This window comes from Streptomyces sp. WAC07094 (assembly GCF_036320405.1).
Taxonomy (GTDB): domain Bacteria; phylum Actinomycetota; class Actinomycetes; order Streptomycetales; family Streptomycetaceae; genus Streptomyces; species Streptomyces lannensis.
Window position 1 is genome coordinate 925005 of sequence record NZ_JAVMJZ010000001.1, and the last position, 16603, is coordinate 941607.

Genomic DNA, 16603 nt, shown 5'->3' on the forward strand with positions numbered 1-16603 from the left:
CGAAGGGCTGATCGGGGCGGACACCTCCCACCGAACACGCGGCGGGCGCGTGATCCGGGCCGCGGACCCGGGTCCTCGCGCGCACCGGCGCGGCCGCATGGCGGCGCCGGCATCCTCCGGATGCAGAGCGCACCCGGCTGCCCTAGCGTCTTTGCCATGCCCGAGTCCGAGGCGCACGACACCGGTGGCCACGGAGCCCACCGGCGGCCTCCGACACGGGCCGAGCGCTGGCAGGCGGCCAGGCGCTCCCCGTTCCTGCCCGCGACGGTCCTCGTGTTCATCATCGCGGTGGTGGCGGGTCTCTTCGCGTGGTCGTACACCTATGCCTTCTCCGATCCCGTGCCGCACCGGGTGCCGGTCGCGGTCGTCGCCCCGCACGGCACGGCGCACGGAGCGGCCTTCCTCGCGGGCATGGAGAAGGCGCTGAACGCCTCGCTCGACGTCCACGGTTACCCCGACTACGCGCAGGCCAGGAACGCGGTCGAGGAGCAGACGGTGTTCGCGATCTTCGACGTGCGCCAGGAGCGGACGGTGACGATGGACGTCTCGTCCGCGTCGGGGGCGTCGGTGGCGCAGGTCCTGGAGCAGGCGGCCCCCGTCGTCGGGCAGAAAGTGGGCACGGACGTCACGGTGCGGGACATCAAACCGAACCAGAGAGGTGATCCGCGCGGTCTGGCCATCTTCTACATCGCGCTGGCGGCGGTGGTGCTCGGCTTCGTGGGCGCGATCCAGATGAATGTGCACGCGAAGGAACTGACCCCGGGCCAGCGCATCGTGTTCACCGTCGCCTACTCCCTGCTCGGGGCGTTCACGATCGCCGCGGTCGTGGACTGGCTGCTCCACGCCGTCGATCTGCCCTTCGTGTCGGCCTGGTTGACACTGGCGCTGACGATGTTCGCCGCGGGCATGGTCTTCCTGATGTTCGCCGTCCTGATCGGGCGGTGGGCGATCATCCCCACCTGGGGCCTGATGGTCCTGATCGGCAACCCCTCGTCCGGCGGTGCGGTCTCCTGGCCGCTCCTGCCCCCGCTCCTGGGCGCCGTGGGCCGTTGGCTGCCCACGGGTGCCGCCATCAGCGCCATCCACACCGAGGTCTACTTCACCGGCCGGCTTCACGCCTTCCCCTTCCTGGTCCTCGCCGGCTGGGCACTTGTCGCCTCGACCGTCTTCTGGCTCTTCAAGCACCGTCATCCCGGGTACCGGAGCGCGGTGGAGCGTTCGGAGTGACGGTGCCGGAACCACTCCGGCCACGACCGTCCGGACGCCGTCGGCGGGACGCGCGCCGGGACGGGAACGACCGGCGTCGGCCGCGCCACGGCCTCCCGCCCCGGGCCCGTCCGACGGCTTCCGCTCAGTCCGACCAGTCGGTATGTTCAACACGCCCCGCCCGTCCGGCCGGGCGGGCCCGCGACGGACCGGAGGGCCCATGTCCCAGTACGAGCCAGAGATCGACGGACGGTGCGATCCACGTTTCGCGGCGGTCCGCGAGGCGTTCGAGGAGAACTTCCGCGGGCGGCAGGAGCTCGGTGCGGCCGTCGCCGTGACGCTGAACGGCGAGACGGTGGTGGACCTGTGGGGCGGCTGGGCGGACGCGAGCCGCACCCGGCCCTGGGAGCGCGACACGGTGGTCGACGTCTGGTCCACGACCAAGGGTCCGGCCGCCCTGTGTCTGCACATCCTGGCCGACCGCGGTCTGCTGGACCTGGACGCTCCGGTGGCCGAGTACTGGCCCGAGTTCGCGGCCGCGGGCAAGGAGTCCGTGCTGGTGCGCCATCTGCTGTCCCACCGAGCCGGCCTCGCGGGGATCAGGGAGCCGCACTCGGCGGACGAGTTGTACGACTGGGAACTGACCGTCGCCCGGCTCGCGGCGACCGAGCCCTGGTGGGAACCGGGCACGAGAAGCGGGTACCACGCGCTGACCTACGGGTTCCTGGTGGGCGAGGTGGTACGGCGGGTCTCGGGGCTGCTGCCGGGTGCGTTCCTGGAGCGCGAGGTAACCGGACCGCTCGGCATCGACTTCACCATCGGACTGCCCGAGAAGGAGTCCGGCAGGGCGGCGGAGCTGGTCCAGCCGCCGGTCGCGGACAGCAGTGAACAGGCCGCGGCCTTCTCCCAGTTGACGCCCGTGGCGGTGGCGGCCCTGGCCAATCCGCTGGTCGGTGCCGCCGAGGCCAACAGCCCCGGGTGGCGGGCCGCGGAACTGCCCGCCCTCAACGGCCACGGCACGGCGCGGGCGGTCGCCGCGCTGTACGGGATCTTCGCCGGGCGGGGGTCATGGGACGGACGGCAGGTGCTGTCGCCCGCAGCCGCCGAACAGGTGCGCGAGGGACAGGGCAGCTGCCGGGACCTGGTGCTGGGCGCCGGGCTCGGCAGGGACACGGAGATCGCGCTGGGGGTGTGGCTGAGTGGTAGGGAGGGTTCCTACGGACCGAACCCGAGGGCTTTCGGACATGACGGCTTCGGCGGGTCCTGCGGTCTCGCCGACCCCGAGGCGGGCGTGTCCCTCGGCTACGTCATGAACCGGATGGGCCCGCACATCGCCGACGACCCGAGGAAGATGGCGCTCCTGGACGCCCTGTACCGCTCGCTCCGGGCGTAGCCGGTGCGGACGGGATCCGGCCGACTCCCGGCCCGCACTTCCCTGGTGGTTTACACCAATGCCAGATCTGGTCGCGCACCGATCGCGCACGGCTACGTCTTGTCACCAGGAGGCGCGGACATGGCCCCGCACCACCCGACCATCGGGTCAGGCCCGCGGTGTGCCGCTCCCCCGTGTGGCCACGATCAGCCGGCAGCGCGGGCTGCCGTCGGGCCGGCGTCCGAAGGCGGGCAGCGCCCGGTGCTCGACCACGAAACCGGCGCGGGACAGCTCACGCCGTACGTCACCGAAGCGGAAGGTCCGGTAGTACATGACGAAGGGCGGGCGACGGACTGCATTGCGCACGCGCATCACCGCGTCGAAGCCGAGCGACGCCCAGTACCAGGCCGAGTCCGGACGCGGCGGGGCCCCGACGGGGAAGACGAACCGTCCGCCAGGCCGCAGCACGGAGTGGACCTCGGCGAACAGGCCGGGCAGTTCCTCCGGCAGGAAGTGGCCGAACGCACCGAAGCTCACGACCAGGTCGAAGGCGGGACCGAAGGGCAGGGCGCGGGCGTCCGCACGCACCCAGGCGACGCCGGGCGGTCCGTCGGAGCGCACCTGCTCCCGCCCGACGGCCAGCATCCCCGCACTGAAGTCGACGCCCGTCACGCTCCCGCGGCAGATCCTGCGCAGCACATCCACGCCGGCGCCCGTACCGCAGCAGAGGTCGAGCCCGTGCTCGAAGGGCCCCAGGGCCTCCAGCTCCCCCTCGACCGCGCCGAGCACGGAGTCGGGCGTGCGGAACGGGGTTCGGTCGAACTTGGGCGCGAGCAGGTCGTAGCCGCGCTCGACCGAGGACAGCGCCTGAACGGCCAGCTCGCGGAGGGTGGGACCGTGCGGGGAGAACATCATGGTCAGCTTAGGGGCTGCGGGGGACGCACGGGTTCCCTTCCCCGGATCCCTTCCCCGTGAGGAGCCGGGACCGGGGCGGCCGCTTCCCGGCCGCGCACGCCGGATCGTCCCCGATCAAGGGGGACGCGCCCCTCCGGATCCGCGCCCACTGCCGTAGGGTCCCGCCCATGACTTCGTTCCGTCCCGCCCCCGCCTGGCTGGCCGACGCCGTCTTCTACCAGATCTATCCGCAGTCGTTCGCCGACTCCGACGGCGACGGCATCGGCGATTTCAACGGGATCGCCGAGCGTCTCGACCACCTCGAGTGGCTGGGCGTCAACACCGTGTGGCTCAACCCCTGCTTCGTCTCGCCCTTCCGCGACGCGGGGTACGACGTCGCCGACTACCTCACCGTCGCGCCGCGCTACGGCTCCGCCGAAGACCTGGCCGCGCTCGTCGACGAGGCGCGCCGCCGCGGTATCCGCATCCTGCTCGACCTGGTGGCCGGGCACACCTCCGATCGGCATCCCTGGTTCCGGGCTTCCGCCGACGACCCGGAGGACCACCGCTACATCTGGGCCCCCGAGGGCCGTCCCGACGGCTTCGTCCCCTCACCCGGAACCCGTCCCGGCTCGTACCTGCCGAACTTCTTCGACGTCCAGCCCGCGCTCAACTTCGGCTACGCGCGGGAGGATCCGGCCGAACCCTGGCGGCAGCCCGTGGACGCCGAGGGCCCGCGCGCCAACCGCGCGGCGCTCCGCGAGATCATGGACCACTGGCTCGGGCTCGGCCTCGCCGGGTTCCGTGTCGACATGGCCGCCTCACTCGTCAAGGACGACCAGGACCGCTCGGAGACGGCCGGGGTCTGGACCGAACTCCGGCAGTGGCTGGACCGGGCCCATCCGGAGACGGTGCTGCTGTCGGAGTGGGGCGACCCGGAGGTGTCGGTCCCGGCGGGCTTCCACACGGACTTCTTCCTGCACTTCGGCGGCCCCACCAACGGCCTGCCCCTGCGCTCGCTGTGGAACAACGGCGAGGGCACGCTGGACGCGGCCTGGGACCCGATGGACTGCTTCTTCGACCCCGAGGGCAAAGGCTCCCCACGCCCGTTCGTGGAGGCGTACGACAAGGCGGCGACGGCCGTGCGGGGCTCCGGCTTCATCTCCCTGCCGACCGCCAACCACGACTTCTCCCGGCTGAACTGCGGCCCCCGTACGCCCGAACAGCTGCCCGCGGCCTTCGCGTTCCAGCTGACGTGGCCGACGCTGCCGGCGATCTACTACGGCGACGAGATCGGCATGCGCTACGTCCCCGGACTGCCCGACAAGGAGGGCAGCGTCCTCGGTCCGCGCTACAACCGCGCCGGTTCCCGCACCCCGATGCAGTGGGACGACGGTCCGAACGCCGGTTTCTCCACCTCCCCCGGGCACCGGCTCTACCTTCCCCTCGACCCTTCCCCCGATCGCCCCACGGTCGCGGCACAGCGCACCGACGAGACCTCGCTGCTGCACCTCGTACGCCGGCTGATCGCCCTGCGCTCGACCACGCCCGAACTCGGCCCGCAGGGCTCGCTGGAGGTGCTGCACACGGGATACCCCTTCGTGTACGTACGGGGCGGCCGCTTTCTGGTGGTCGTCAACCCCCGCCGGGACGAGTCCGCTCATCCCTTCCTCGGCGCCGCCCGCGCCCTGGAGTCCTCCGGTGTGGAGATCTCCGGCGGGACTGTCACCGCCCGTGGGTTCGGCTACGGCATTTTCGAACTGGACGCATAGAGCGGTCGGGTGCCCGCGACCCCTGTCCGGCACCCGGCCGCTGCACCACGCGTCTCCTGATGCCCCATCAGCCACGGCTGCGGCGTGGCGGGTTCCACCCGCCTTCCACGTCCCCCCGAGCGGCCTTCGACTTCTGGGAAGTTGGCCGGGACGACAACGTTGCGACGCTTCACCTCTTGACGCGATTGGTTCAGACCTTTAGGTTCCGGGCCGTCAAGTCACTTGCACACGACCGAAGTTCAGTCGCATCGACCGTCGACCGAGCACGGCCACGGCGGGCGCCCCGCGCAGGAGCGGGACACCCCCGGCGCCGCACGCGTCGTCGTCACCCGGAACGTCCAGAACCGACAAGGAGTGAACTCCGTGATGGCCACCCCCCGCCTCAGACGCTTCTTCCCCAGACGCGCCTTCCTGGGCCGACTCACGGTCGGCGCCGTTCTCGCCGCCGTCCTCATGGCACTCTCGACCGTGCTGCCCGCTCACGCCGCCGACGGCCGGATCACCGGACTCGCCGGCAAGTGCGTCGACGTGGCCGGAGCGAGCAGTGCCAACGGCACCGCCGTACAGCTCTACGACTGCAACGGCACCGGAGCGCAGCTCTGGTCCAACCCGGGTGACGGCACTCTGCGGGCGCTCGGCAAGTGTCTCGACGTCGTCGACCGCAGCACCGCCGACGGCGCGGCGGTCCAGCTGTGGGACTGCGCCGGCAGCGCCAACCAGCAGTGGGTGGTCACCGCGGCCCACGACATCGTCAACCCGGCCGCCAACAAGTGCCTGGACGTGCGGGACAACAACTCCGCCAACGGCACCCGCCTGCAGATCTGGAGCTGCACCGGCGCGGCCAACCAGAAGTGGAACGCCCCCGCGGGCGGCGGCGGCAACCAGAACCCGTCCGGATTCGTGGTCACCGAGGCCCAGTTCAACCAGATGTTCCCGAACCGGAACTCCTTCTACACCTACAACGGTCTCGTCCAGGCCCTCAGCTCCTACCCCGGGTTCGCGAAGACCGGCAGCGACACCGTGAAGAAGCAGGAGGCCGCGGCCTTCCTCGCCAACGTCAACCACGAGACCGGCGGCCTGGTCTACGTGGTCGAGCAGAACACGGCCAACTACCCCACCTACTGCGACTGGAGCCAGCCCTACGGCTGCCCCGCCGGTCAGGCTGCGTACTACGGACGCGGTCCCATACAGCTCAGCTGGAACTTCAACTACAAGGCCGCGGGGGACGCGCTCGGCATCGATCTCCTCAACAACCCGTGGCTGGTGCAGAACGACTCCGCGGTGGCCTGGCGCACGGGCCTGTGGTACTGGAACACGCAGTCCGGCCCCGGCACGATGACCCCGCACAACGCGATGGTCAACCAGGCCGGTTTCGGCCAGACGATCCGCAGCATCAACGGCTCCCTGGAGTGCGACGGACGCAACCCCGCGCAGGTCCAGAGCCGCGTGGACGCCTACCAGCGCTTCACTTCCATCCTCGGCGTCAGCCCCGGCTCCAACCTGTACTGCTGAGCACGCCGGAGGGCCGGGGTCCCGTACCCCGGCCCTTCTCCCCGCCCCCTGCCGGCCCGGGAGACCCGTCCAGGGGCATCGGCCGCCCGCACCGCCGCCACGAGCGCGGAATCACAGGCGCACGGGCAGGGTGAGCACGCTGTTGCCGACAAAACTCGCGTGCCGGGGCGGCTCGCCCTCGGGCAGCGCGAGTTCGAGGTCCGGGAAGCGGGTGAACAGGCCCTCCAGTGCGATCCCGGCCTCCAGGCGGGCAAGCGGCGCGCCCAGGCAGTAGTGGGCGCCGTGTCCGAGCGAGAGGCTCCGCACGGCCCCGCCGCGGCGCGGCCGGGTGACGTCGAACCGGTCGGCGTCGGAGCCGTGGACGGCCCGGTCGCGCCCGGCGGCGGAGTATCCGGCCAGCACGGGCGTGCCCTTGGGGACGACCGTGCCGCCCAAGGTCAGATCCCGCACGGGATAACGGAAGGGGAAGTAGCTGACGGGAGCGTCCCAGCGCAGGGTCTCCTCGACGACGTCCCCCCAGGTCGCATGACCCGACCGGACGAGTTCGAGCTGGTCGCGGTGGTCGCACAGCGCCCGTACGGCGTTGGTGATCAGATTCAGCGTGGTCTCGTGCCCGGCGATGATCATCAGTACCAGTGTGCCGATCAGCTCCTGCTGGCTGAGCCGGTCGCCCTCCTCGTCGCGGGCGGCGATGAGCGCACTGGTGAGGTCGTCTCCCGGGTGCTCGGCCCTGGCCTGCGCGATCTCGCCGAGGACGGCGACGAGTTCACGGTTCGCGGCGATCACCTGCTGCGGACCGATGTCGGTGGCGACGACATGTCCGGACAGCCGGTGCAGCCGGTCCCGATGACGGTCCTCGACACCGAGCAGCTCGCAGATGACGCCCAGTGGCAGAGGCAGCGCGAAGTGGTGCCGCAGATCGGCCACCCCGCCGTCCGACGCGGCCGCGCGGGCGAGGTCGTCGAGCAGCGAGACGGTCAGCTCCTCGATGCGGGGCCGCAACTCCTCGACGCGCCGCGCCGTGAACGCCCGGCTCACGAGCGAGCGCAGCCGCCGGTGGTCGTCACCGTCCGCGGTGGTCATGCCCTGCACGGTGGCGAAGGTCAGCAATGGCCAGCCCTCGCTGATCCGCCCCTCGCGCAGTGCGGTGAAGTGCCGCGCGTTCTTCGCGACGTCGGGGTGCGCGAGGAACTCCTTGAGCGCCTCGTGCCCCACCACGGCCATCCCCTCGATCTCCCCCGGCAGCACCACCGGTACGACGGCACCCCGGGCGAGCAGCCGCGCGTTGTCGGCGTGGGGACAGCCGCCCGAAGGGGCCATGCGGTGTGGTGCGGCGGAAGGGGTGTCCACCGGCAACTCCTCGTCGAAAGGGTCGGGACCGACGCCGTACGACGGTCGATTCTGCCTGCTCCCGGCATCACGCGCAGCTCCCGTGCGCACCACTGCGCGGGGGTCGTGGCCCGTTCGCGCCGGAGTCCGGAATGAACGAGGCCGTCGACGCGTTGGACAGTCCGAGAGCCGTGGCGTATCCCGATCGGCCGCTGAGTGCTACAGTGCGATCAGCACCCGTGGACGCCTCTTCTTGGGCGCCGGTGCTCTTTCCTCCTCAGTTCGCTGACTCGTCCGTCCTTCTGCGACCGACGCATCGGCTTTCCCGGATCACCTCGTGAGCGGCGTGTGTCGCCGTGCCCGAGGTACCGGTTTCCGCCGCGACGAGGCGTGATCATGCCGCCCCCCGGCCCTTCCCCCTCTTGTCCCGTGCAGTCCGTCCTCGAAAGGACCACTCATGACCGTCACTCTGGAACAACCCCCCGCACAGCAGCAGGTCCCGACCCGGACCGTCACCGGCGTGCTCGACATCGACCAGCACGGCAAGGGGCATCTGCGCGCCGCCGGCTGCCTGTCCTCGCCCGCCGACCTCCAGGTCGGCCCTGCTCTCGTCCGCCGATACGGGCTGCGCAGGGGCGACACCGTCGTCGGCACCCCCGGCGGACGCTCCCTCACCGAGGTCGAGAGCGTCAACGGCCGCTCTCCGCAGGAGCTGCGGCACCGCCCGCACTTCCGCGACCTCACCCCGCTGCACCCGAGCCGGCGGCTGCGGCTCGAACACCCGGCGGCCGGCCTGTCCGGACGCGTGCTCGACCTCGTCTCCCCCGTCGGAAAGGGACAGCGCGGGCTCATCGTGGCGCCGCCCAAGACGGGCAAGACCGTGCTGCTCCAGCAGATCGCCGCGGCCCTCGCAGGCAACCACCCCGAGTGTCACCTGATGGTGGTGCTGCTCGACGAGCGGCCGGAAGAAGTGACCGACATGCGGCGCTCCGTGGACGGAGAGGTCTACGCCTCGACGTTCGACCGGACGCCGAAGCAGCACATCGCGCTCGCCGAACTGGTCGTCGAACGCGCCAAGCGACTCGTCGAACAGGGTGAGGACGTCGTCATCCTGCTCGACTCGCTGACCCGGCTGTGCCGGGCGCACAACAACGTGGCCGCCGCCGGCGGCCGCACCCTGAGCGGAGGCGTGGACGCCGCGGCCCTGCACGGCCCCAAGCGGCTGTTCGGCGCCGCACGCCTGGCCGAGGAAGGCGGTTCGCTCACCATCCTGGCCACCGCGCTGGTGGAGACCGGGTCCCGCGCGGACGCCTACTTCTTCGAGGAGCTCAAGAGCACGGGCAACATGGAGCTCCGCCTGGACGACGCCCTCGCCTCCCGCCGGGTCTATCCGGCCGTGGACATCACCTCCTCGGGCACCCGGCGCGAAGAACTCCTTCTTCCGGCACGCGAGTTGACAGCAGTGCGAGGTCTGCGCCGCGCTCTGCAGTCCCGTGAGGGGCAGGCGAACCTGGAGACCCTGCTGGAGCGGATGCGGGCCACTCCCGACAACGCGGCCTTCCTGCGGCTCGTCCAGCCCACGCTGCCCGTCGGCTGAGCGGTTCAGCTCCGATCCCCCGGATGTGCGACATCCGGGTGCACGATCCCCCCACTCGGCCCATCTCTTCGGTGCGTACGAACCGTCACCATTCCTACTATGTCCGGTATGACCATCCGATGCTCGCCCCGCACGGCCTCCTCCTGGTGCCTTCTCGGCGTGATCTGGGCGCTGGCCCTGCCGGCGCACCCGGCGGCCTCCGACACGGGGAGCGGCCCCGGCGCCCCCCGCCCGGCCGCCTCGCTCCTGTACGCGTCCGGGACGCAGGTGCAGCCGCGCTCAGGGGCCCCCGCGCTGCCGGATGTGTCGGCGCTGTCCTGGGTGGTCGGCGACGCCACGACGGGCGAGGTGCTCGCCGCGCACGACGCGCACCGCGCACTGCCGCCCGCGAGCACGCTCAAGACGCTGTTCGCCCTGACGGTCCTGCCGGTGCTGCCCGCCGACACCCGGCACACCGTCACCAACCGGGAACTGCAGGGCATCGGGGAGGGCAGCAGCCTCGTCGGCGTCCAGGAGGGCCATACCTACCAGGTGAGCGATCTGTGGCGGGGCGTCTTCCTGAACTCCGGCAACGACGCCGTGCACGTCCTGGCCGCGATCAACGGCGGTGTGCCTTCGACGGTCCGTCAGATGCAGGCCAAGGCAGACGAGCTGGGCGCCCTGGACACGCACGTGGTCTCACCCGACGGGTACGACGCCGATGGACAGGTGTCGTCGGCCTACGACCTCGCGGTGTTCGGGCGGGCCGGGCTCCAGAACGCGGACTTCCGGCACTACTGCGGCACCGTCGAATCGCGGTTCCCCGCCGACGGCGCGGCCTCGTTCGAGATCGCGAACACCAACAGGCTGCTGACCGGCCGCGACGGGGTGGCCGCCTACCCCGGTCTGATCGGCATCAAGAACGGCTACACCACCAACGCGGGCAATACGCTCGTGGCCGCCGCGCGCCACGGCGGGCGCACCCTCATCGTGACGGTGATGAACCCTCAGCGGCACCGCGGCCACGACGTCTACGAAGAGGCCCGTTCGCTGCTCGACTGGGGCTTCACCGCCGCCGGACGCGTCACACCGGTCGGCTCGCTCCTGCCCGAGCGGCCGGCCGTGTCACGGTCCGGGGCGACCGCGGTGCCGACCGCGGCGGCGGCGGCCCCCGACTGGCCGGCGAGGGCCGTGCTCGCGGGAACGGCCGGGTTGGCGGTGGGAGCGGTGGTCGCGCTGGCGCTCTGGCTCAGAGGCAGACGGTCGGCCCGCGGCTGACCGACCGGCAGCCACAGCAGCAGACCGAGGGTGATCCACACATAGGTGTTGCTGCCGAGGAAGCCGTCGATCCCCGACGCGTCGTCGAACCACAGCCACACCACGCTGCTGCACAGCACGGCGTAGAGGACGGCCGCGAGCCGCAGCCGGCGCGCGTGCACCAGAACGGCGAACGACGGCAGCAGCCAGACGAGATGGTGCACCCAGGTGATCGGGCTGATCAGGCAGGCCGTGAGCCCGGTGAGCGCGAAGGCGGCCCGCCAGTCCCCCGACCGCAGCGCCCGGTGCGTGCGCCACACCCACACCGCGAGGACGGCGAGGACGGCCAGGGCCCAGGCGGCGTGGCTCGGATCGTCCGGTGCCGCGAGCCGGGCGAGGACGCCCTGCAGCGACTGGTTGGAGACGTAGTCGAGGCGCCCTACGCGGTTCGTGTCCCACAGGGCGTGCGCCCAGTAGAAGCGGGAGGCGCCCGGCGCGGCCCAGGCCGCGAACAGGGTGGCGGCCACGGCGACGGCCGTCGCGACGGCGGCGGCCCGCCATCTGCGGGCGATCAGCAGCAGGCCGATGAAGACCGCGGGCGTGAGCTTCACGGCCGCCGCGAGCCCGATGCCGATGCCGGCGAATCGCCCGCGCCCACTGGACAGCAGCCAGGCGTCGGTGAGCACGAGGGCCAGCAGCAGCAGGTTGACCTGCCCGAAGCTGAAGGTGTCCCGTACGGGTTCGAGCAGCGCCAGCGCGCACGCGGCCAGGGCCCAGCCGAACCAGCCGTAGCGGCGCAGTTCCGGACCGATCAGGATCCACAGCACGAAGGAGACGGCGGCGAGGTTGAGCAGCAGCGCGCAGACGATGGCCGTGCTCAGGCCGACGAACGCCATCGGCAGCATGCTCAGGGCGGCGAACGGCGGATAGGTGAAGCCGTACGTCGTCCCGGGCACCCGGTAGTCGTAGATGTGGCCGCCGTGGTGCATCCAGGCGTCCACCGTCCCGTAGTAGACGCGCAGGTCGAACCAGCCGCGCAGCAGTGGCACCGTCGCGGTGAAGAGGGTCACGGCGGCGGCGAGACACAGGACCAGTACGAGCCGTCCGCGCTCGGTGTGCGGCGCTCTCACGCGGTCCGTCCCAACACCGGGGTCTGGGCAGCCTGGTGCGCCTGCCACAGCACGACCACGGCGAGTACGCCGCCGGAGACGGCGAGGACCACCTGGGGTACGTCGGGCGGTCCGCCGCTCGGCAGCACGGCGAGGGCGAGGACGGCGGTGGCGGCGGCCACCCGGTGGCGTACGGAGGCGCTGGGCGCCGCCGCGGCGATGAGGAACAGTCCCCACAGGGCGTACCAGGGCCGGATCGCCGGGCCGAGTACGGCCACGACGGCGAGGCTCAGACCGAGCGCGTAGATCGGTCCGGGACGGAGTTTGAGCCATATGAACAGCACTGCAAGCATGGTGGCAAGAAGTCCGGCCGCGTGCCACACGGGGATCGCGAGGGGCGCGAAGCCGCTGCCGAAACCGTCCAGCAGACGACCGGTGATCCGGCCCAGAACGCTCGTGGGCGACCAGTTGTGCGGCGAGATGGGTGTCTTGAGCGCCGCGACCCAGCCGTATCCCGTGCCGGCGAGCAGGGTGACCCCCACCGTGGTGAGGACCGCCGCGACCGTCGTCGTCGCCACCGCTCTGGCGAGGCCCACATGGCGGCGCAGAGCGATGACGGCCAGCAGGCCGAGCGCGGCCGGTGCCTTGACCAGCGCGGCGAGCGTCACGAGGACGACTCCGAGGAGATGCAGGCGGCCGCGGGCGGCCAGCAGGCCCACGCCCAGCAGCCCCAGCATCATGGCGTCGTTGTGGGCGCCGGCGACCAGGTGCAGCAGCACCAGCGGGTTGAGCGCGCCGAGCCAGAGCGCAGCGGCCGGATCGGCACCGCACTGCCGGGCGAGGCGCGGCAGCGCCGCGGCCATCAGGGCCACGCCGACGAGGGCGACCAGCCGCATGCCGATCAGACCGGCGGGCAGTTCACCGCGGGTCAGCCCGGAGAGCGCCGAGGCGACACCGAGGAAGACGGGCCCGTAGGGGGCAGCGGTGTCCCGCCACACCGGCGCCACCTCGTCCGCCAGCGGGCCACCGAGCTGTGCAGGCCCGTGCGCGTACACGTCGATGTGCGCATCGACCATGGCGCCCTGCGCGAGGTAGCTGTACACGTCGCGGCTGAACAGCGGCGGTGCGAGCAGCAGCGGTGCCGCCCAGACGGCGAGGACGAGCAGCAGTGCGCGCGGCGTGGGCGGCTCGGGACCGCGGATCACCCTGCCGAGCAGCGCCCAGGCGGCGATCAGCAGGACGACCCCGAAGTAAACACCCACGAGTCCGAGGGCGGCGCGCCCGGACTCGGGGGAGACCAGATCCGCGACCGGCAGTGCTCCGGCGGTCTCACCGCCCAACGCGAGAAAGGCGGTACCGGCCAGACCGAGCGCCTGGCAGCGGCGGAGATCGACAGGGAAAGCCATGGCCAACACTCGGAAAGCGTGTCAACGACGGGTGGCGAGAAAGCGACGTCCGCCCCTCGCCGCGGCGGCCTCCACATGACCTCCGTGTGATCGGCAGTTCACCTGGGCTTCGCAGAGCCCGGTCGGAGCCTCGGACTCAGAAGACGGACAACCCGGTGAGGGTCGTGAAGCGGTCGAGTGCCGCAACGCCCGCCACCGAGTTGCCGCGTTCGTCGAGCCCCGGGCTCCACACGCACAGGGTGCACCGGCCGGGGACGACCGCGACGATGCCGCCGCCGACGCCGCTCTTGCCGGGGAGGCCGACCCGGTAGGCGAAGTCGCCCGCCGCGTCGTATGTGCCGCAGGTCAGCATCACCGCGTTCACCTGCTTGGCCTGGCTGCGCGTCAGAAGCCGGGTGCCGTCGGCACGCAGTCCGTGCCGGGCCAGGAACCCGGTGGCCAGGGCGAGGTCCGCGCAGGACGCCTCGATGGAGCACTGCCGGAAGTACTCCTCGAGAAGGACCGGCACGGGGTTGTCGATGTTGCCGTAGGACGCCATGAGATGGGCCAGGGCGGCATTGCGGTCGCCGTGCACGGTCTCGGAGGCCGCCACGTCCAGGTCGAAGGCGAGCGCCGGGTTTCCGCTCTCCGCTCTGAGGAACTCGAGCAGCCTCTCCGCCGCGTGGCCCGTTCGGGTGTGCAGCCGGTCGGTGACGACGAGGGCGCCCGCGTTGATGAAGGGATTGCGCGGGATGCCGTTCTCGTACTCCAGTTGGACGAGCGAGTTGAAGGGGTTGCCCGAGGGCTCCCGGCCCACGTGCTCCCACAGTGCGTCACCCTCACCCGCCAGGTCGAGGGCGAGCGTGAAGACCTTGGTGACGGACTGGGCGGAGAACGGTTGCCGCCACTCCCCCACGCCGTACACGGTTCCGTCCGGCTCGCACACCGCCATGCCGAAGCGGCGCGGGTCGAGGGCGGCGAGTGCGGGGATGTAGTCCGCGGCGCGCCCGCGCCCGGGCGTCCTCTCGATCTCCTCGGCGATGCGTTCCAGTACGTGCTGGAAGGCCTGCAACGACGGCATGGACTCCATCGTGCCGCCTCACGGGGCGGATCGCTCGCCCGATCCGCCCCGGCTCAGGGGCTGGGCGTGAAGCCGGTCGTCGGCTCCACGCCCCATGTCCGATGCACGACCGTCCCGCGGCGTCCCGCGGACCGCGGGCGGCCCGGGATCAGTTGAGCGTGCCGGTCGCCAACAACCCCAGAAGACCCACACCGACGACGATCCGGTAGATGACGAAGGCGTTGAAGGAGTGCTTGGCGACGAACTTCAGCAGCCAGGCGATCGAGGCGTACGCGACCACGAACGAGACGATCGTGCCGACGGCCAGCGGCGCGGCGCCCACCCCCGCGCCGAGCGCGTCCTTCAATTCGTAGATCCCGGCGCCCGTCAGCGCGGGGATGCCGAGGAAAAACGACAGACGCGTGGCGGCGACGCGGTCCAGGTCGAGGATGAGCGCGGTCGACATCGTGGCGCCTGAGCGGGAGAAGCCCGGGAAGAGCAGCGCGAGGATCTGCGAGCCGCCCACCAGCATCGCGTCCTTGAACGAGGTGTCGTCCTCACCGCGCTTGTGCCGGCCCATCTGGTCCGCGCACCACATCACGCCACTGCCGACGATCAGCGAACCCGCCACCACCCACAACGAGGCGAGCGGACCGTCGATGAGAGGCTTGGCGGCCAGGCCCACCAGGACGATCGGGACGGTCGCGGCGATCACCCACCAGGCGAACTTGTAGTCGTGGTGGTACCGCTCCTCCCTGTTCACCAGGCCCCTGAACCAGGCCGAGACGATCCGCACGATGTCCTTGAAGAAGTACAGGAGCACGGCGGCGATCGCGCCCACCTGGATGACGGCCGAGAAGCCGACGACGGCCTGGTTGTCGACGGGGATGTCCATCAGGCCTTCAGTGATCTTGAGATGGCCGGTCGACGAGACGGGAAGGAATTCGGTCACCCCCTCGACGACTCCGAGGACTACGGCCTGACCGACGTTGATGACGCTCATGGGATCCAGTTCTGAGAAGTTGGTCGACAGTGCTGTAGACGGTAGTACTGCAAGAAGGTTCTACTATGTGCGGGCCACGTCCGCCGAGCGGGGCCACCGCGCCCCGGCGGACGGAACGGCGGCAACGTTGCATCCGGACCCGCAGCCGCACCCGCCATGGCGTTGGCGGCAGCGTAGGGCCCGGCCCCGTCCCGGCCGGCCGCAGGGTCTCCTGTGCGGACGCCCGACAGGCGTCCGGTGTCTCGCACCGCCGCCTGCCGATCGGAAAACGCAGGTGGGACGAGCCGGGGCCGACCGCAACCGCGGCGGCCGGCATGCCCCGCACCGCACAGCCAGCGGCATCGATCACGGCGGTGTCCCGGGGCGAGGACCGTGTGACGGCACTGGGCCTGTCCACTTCGGCGCGACCAGCGCCCACGGCCGATTCACAACGAGTTCTCACCTTCCCCGTCCGGGAATCGGGATGCTCCGACAGGCTTCTCATCGGGGAGACCTCTCCCGCCCGCCGGGGGCCCTGTCGAACGGGCGCGCTCGATCGCAAGCAGGGACCCCCGGCGGTGGCGCCGTGAGCCGGGCAGGGCGGGCCCCACCATCGCGGCGCCATACATGATCGCGGCCGGGTAACAGGGTAACGGCTCCCGGGGACACGCGGACGCGGAGACGCCGCCAGGGGTTCACCCGGCCCGCGCCGCTGCCGCCGCCCGCTCGCCGCAGGCGCACGCCCAAGGGCCGGGGCTACCACCCCTTCTCGAACAAGCGCGCGATCTCGGCGATGCATACCTCGTCACGGCGGTAGTACGTACGCAGCCGGATCCTCCTGGTGCGCAGCAGACCGACGGCGGCGAGGAGGCGCAGATCGGCCTCGGCGACGGAGCGGGGGACGGCGAGCTTCTCGGCCACGGCCGCCGCCGTCACCCCGTCCTCGACCCGGTCGCCGTGCCGTAACGGCGGGAAGTGGGTCACCGGATCCCTCAGCCACTCGAGAATGCGCATCCGCCGCCCGTTCACGGGTCTCTTCAGCATCCCGCCCCCTTGTACCGCCCTCCCACCCACTCTCGCGCGCGATGCGGGACGGAGCCGAGGTCCGAATGCGCCGAAGTGGCCGGGTGTGCCGTCCCTGCCGGGGTC

12 protein-coding genes and 1 pseudogene are annotated in these 16603 nt (G+C 71.5%); 6 read left to right on the forward strand and 7 right to left on the reverse strand.

What is annotated here, in order from left to right:
* The first annotated feature begins 156 nt into the window (after positions 1 to 156).
* Positions 157 to 1227 (forward strand): ABC transporter permease, encoded by a 1071-nt coding sequence (locus RCR19_RS04125; RefSeq protein WP_331263811.1) that lies wholly within the window; start codon positions 157 to 159, stop codon positions 1225 to 1227.
* Between the two features lie 199 nt (positions 1228 to 1426).
* Positions 1427 to 2599: a serine hydrolase domain-containing protein gene (locus tag RCR19_RS04130; RefSeq protein WP_331263812.1), complete on the forward strand. Its 1173-nt coding sequence runs from the start codon at positions 1427 to 1429 to the stop codon at positions 2597 to 2599.
* A 147-nt stretch (positions 2600 to 2746) separates the two neighbouring features.
* On the opposite strand, the gene RCR19_RS04135 is transcribed toward RCR19_RS04130, so the two are convergent.
* Positions 2747 to 3490, reverse strand: coding sequence for a class I SAM-dependent methyltransferase (locus tag RCR19_RS04135; RefSeq protein ID WP_331263813.1), 744 nt, complete (start codon positions 3488 to 3490; stop codon positions 2747 to 2749).
* A 170-nt stretch (positions 3491 to 3660) separates the two neighbouring features.
* On the opposite strand from RCR19_RS04135, the gene RCR19_RS04140 reads away from it, so the two are divergent.
* Positions 3661 to 5244: an alpha-amylase family glycosyl hydrolase gene (locus tag RCR19_RS04140; RefSeq protein WP_331263814.1), complete on the forward strand. Its 1584-nt coding sequence runs from the start codon at positions 3661 to 3663 to the stop codon at positions 5242 to 5244.
* A 366-nt stretch (positions 5245 to 5610) separates the two neighbouring features.
* On the forward strand, positions 5611 to 6756 hold the full coding sequence (locus RCR19_RS04145; RefSeq protein ID WP_331263815.1) for a glycoside hydrolase family 19 protein: 1146 nt from the start codon (positions 5611 to 5613) through the stop codon (positions 6754 to 6756).
* A 111-nt stretch (positions 6757 to 6867) separates the two neighbouring features.
* Here the strand turns inward: RCR19_RS04145 and RCR19_RS04150 are convergent, their stop codons facing one another.
* The gene (locus tag RCR19_RS04150) at positions 6868 to 8076 is read right to left on the reverse strand and encodes a cytochrome P450 (RefSeq protein WP_331269342.1); all 1209 of its coding nucleotides are present in this window, start codon (positions 8074 to 8076) and stop codon (positions 6868 to 6870) included.
* 466 nt (positions 8077 to 8542) lie between these two features.
* Between RCR19_RS04150 and rho the strand changes: the two genes are divergently transcribed.
* Together rho and RCR19_RS04160 are read left to right on the forward strand one after the other, a co-directional pair.
* Entirely contained in the window at positions 8543 to 9682 is a 1140-nt protein-coding gene (rho, locus tag RCR19_RS04155; RefSeq protein ID WP_331263816.1) for a transcription termination factor Rho, read from the forward strand.
* Positions 9683 to 9790: 108 nt separating this feature from the next.
* Positions 9791 to 10657 (forward strand): annotated as a pseudogene (locus tag RCR19_RS04160) (serine hydrolase); the annotation flags it as partial.
* Between the two features lie 35 nt (positions 10658 to 10692).
* On the opposite strand, the gene RCR19_RS04165 reads toward RCR19_RS04160, so the two are convergent.
* The 5 genes from RCR19_RS04165 to RCR19_RS04185 form a co-directional block, all read right to left on the reverse strand.
* Complete coding sequence (locus tag RCR19_RS04165) at positions 10693 to 12048, reverse strand: glycosyltransferase 87 family protein (RefSeq protein WP_331263817.1); 1356 nt, start codon at positions 12046 to 12048, stop codon at positions 10693 to 10695.
* Positions 12045 to 13433 (reverse strand): polyprenol phosphomannose-dependent alpha 1,6 mannosyltransferase MptB, encoded by a 1389-nt coding sequence (gene mptB, locus RCR19_RS04170; protein ID WP_331263818.1) that lies wholly within the window; start codon positions 13431 to 13433, stop codon positions 12045 to 12047. Before mptB ends, RCR19_RS04165 begins: the two co-directional genes overlap by 4 nt.
* 136 nt (positions 13434 to 13569) lie before the next feature.
* A complete protein-coding gene (locus RCR19_RS04175; protein ID WP_331263819.1) occupies positions 13570 to 14502 on the reverse strand; it encodes a glutaminase in 933 nt (310 codons plus the stop codon).
* A 139-nt stretch (positions 14503 to 14641) separates the two neighbouring features.
* Positions 14642 to 15475: an undecaprenyl-diphosphate phosphatase gene (locus tag RCR19_RS04180; RefSeq protein ID WP_331263820.1), complete on the reverse strand. Its 834-nt coding sequence runs from the start codon at positions 15473 to 15475 to the stop codon at positions 14642 to 14644.
* Positions 15476 to 16210: 735 nt separating this feature from the next.
* Positions 16211 to 16498, reverse strand: a complete 288-nt coding sequence (locus RCR19_RS04185; protein WP_331263821.1) for a helix-turn-helix domain-containing protein — start codon at positions 16496 to 16498, stop codon at positions 16211 to 16213.
* Positions 16499 to 16603 lie beyond the last annotated feature (105 nt).